Here is a 2,052-nt window from a genome sequence, read left to right as displayed (position 1 = left end):
GACCAACCGGCAGATCGGCGAGCGGCTGTTCCTCGCCGAGAAGACGGTGAAGAACTACGTGTCGAGCATCCTGGCCAAGCTCGGCCTCGAGCGGCGCACCCAGGCCGCCGTACTCGCCTCCAAGCTGCTCCGCGGCTAGCGGAGACGCGCCGGCGGATCCGCTGGCGGTGGTCGGGCGACTCGATCGGCGTGTGGAGCCGACGGGACCAAGGACCCTCCAGGTCCGGTCGCACGGCCCTGCTCCCCAGGGCCACCACCCGACAGGCTGAAACTGTCAGATCAAGCCGGGCCACGCGCCCCGAACGGAGGCAACGCCATGAGCACTGTTCATCACCCGTCCGATGTCAACGTCATGCTCGAGCAGGACGTGGTCACTCACAGCATCGCCCGGCGCGCTCTCGCAGCGCTGAGGATCGGCTTCGGCGTGACCTTCCTGTGGGCATTCTTCGACAAGCTGCTGGCCCTGGGCTACGCCACCGGGGTGAACCCCGAGACCGGTGCGGTCGACCGGTTCGGTCCCGACGCCTGGATCAACGGCGGCAGCCCCACCTTCGGGTTCCTCACCTTCGGGGTCCCGGCCGACAACCCCTTCCAGTCGTTCTTCAACGACATCGCGGGAGACACCTGGGTCAACTGGCTCTTCATGCTGGCGCTTCTTGGCATCGGCCTCGCCCTCACCCTCGGGACCGGCATCCGGATCGCGGCAGCCTCCGGGGCGCTGCTCTACCTGATGATGTGGGTCGCCTCGATGCCCCTGGAGAACAACCCGGTCGTCGACGACCACCTGCTGGGAGCGCTGTCCATGGTCGTGCTTGCCACGACGCTGTCCGGTGACACCTGGGGCCTCGGCAAGCAGTGGGCACGGATCGGCCCGGTCCGCCGCCACGAGGTGCTCCGATGAGGACCACCGAACACTGGTTCCCCGGCCGGCTGACCGAGATGCCGGCTGGGGAGTGCCGCGACTTGATGGGGAGTACATCGGTGGGACGCGTCGCCTTCGTCGACGAGGACGGGCCGGTCGTGCTCCCCGTCAACTACGTGCTGGACGGCGACACGGTGCTCTTCCGCACCTCACCCGCCAACACCATCGCCCGCCACCTCGACTCCGCCACGGTGGCGTTCGAGGTGGACGAGTTCGACGACTACACCCAGTCCGGCTGGAGTGTCGTGGTCCGTGGCACCGCGTCGTTCGTCCCGGCCGACGAGCTGGCCAGTGACGAGCGGTCCCTCCCCTTCCCGTGGGCGGACGGAGTGCGGACCCTCGTTGTCAGGGTCACCCCGTTCTCTGTCTCGGGACGACGCCTGCTTCCCGGCTGAGGCGGGGAGGACGCGCCTCAGGCGGCAGCGGGACCGCTGAACAAGTGCCCGCTCATGCCTGCGGGCTCAGGCCGTCAACGCAACACCTCGGCCAGTGCTTGTGATGGTGTCTTGAACCCGAGGGTCTGTCGAGGGCGTCCGTTGAGCTGGTCGGCGATGGCGTCGAAGTCGGCCTGGGTCAGCGTCCGGAAGTCTAAGGAGCGGGGCAGGTACTGACGCAACAAGCCGTTGGTGTTCTCGTTGCTGCCGCGCTGCCAGGGGGACTTGGGGTCGCAGAAGTAGACCTCGACTCCGGTGGCTTCGGTGAACCGGGTGTGGGCGGCCATCTCGTGGCCCTGGTCCCAAGTCAGAGTCCTGGTCAACGCCGCGGGCAGGGTGGTGATCTTCGCCGCCAGGGCCTCGGCCACGACGTCGGCCTTATGGCCGTCCGGCAGGGCCCCAACATCACGAACCGGGTCGAGCGTTCGACCAGGGTGGCCACCGGGCTCATGTACTTGCCGAACACCAGGTCGCCCTCCCAGTGACCGGGGACCGCCCGGTCGGCGGCCTCGGCCGGCCGCTGAGCGATGTTCAGGATGCCCGGGCGACCGCCGCGTCCGTCGGGCTGCCGAGTCCCGGCCGGGCGCCGGGTGGCCCGTTTGGTGCGCAGGTGCGCGGTCAGCTCCTTGCGCAGGCTGCCGCGGGTCTGCACGAACAAGGACCGGTAGATCGACTCGTGCGAGACCTGCATGCGCC

The 2,052-nt window shown here is 68.8% G+C and carries 3 protein-coding genes and 1 pseudogene; 3 read left to right on the top strand and 1 reads right to left on the bottom strand.

Annotated elements, in window-relative coordinates; all coding sequences use genetic code 11:
• The 3 genes from VFN12_RS02080 to VFN12_RS02070 all read left to right on the top strand — a co-directional run.
• Positions 1-139: response regulator transcription factor (locus VFN12_RS02080; RefSeq protein ID WP_325116891.1), on the top strand; the 139-nt coding region annotated here is incomplete at its 5' end.
• Positions 140-316: 177 nt separating this feature from the next.
• Positions 317-901, top strand: coding sequence for a hypothetical protein (locus tag VFN12_RS02075; protein WP_325116890.1), 585 nt, complete (start codon positions 317-319; stop codon positions 899-901).
• The gene (locus VFN12_RS02070) at positions 898-1,317 is read left to right on the top strand and encodes a pyridoxamine 5'-phosphate oxidase family protein (RefSeq protein ID WP_325116889.1); all 420 of its coding nucleotides are present in this window, start codon (positions 898-900) and stop codon (positions 1,315-1,317) included. Before VFN12_RS02075 ends, VFN12_RS02070 begins: the two co-directional genes overlap by 4 nt.
• A 74-nt stretch (positions 1,318-1,391) precedes the next feature.
• On the opposite strand, the pseudogene VFN12_RS17610 reads toward VFN12_RS02070, so the two are convergent.
• Positions 1,392-2,052: pseudogene (locus tag VFN12_RS17610) on the bottom strand (IS30 family transposase); the annotation flags it as partial.

It is taken from the genome of Nocardioides sp. (assembly GCF_035703625.1).
Lineage (GTDB): Bacteria > Actinomycetota > Actinomycetes > Propionibacteriales > Nocardioidaceae > Nocardioides.
This window is presented reverse-complemented; position numbering and strand designations above follow the sequence as displayed.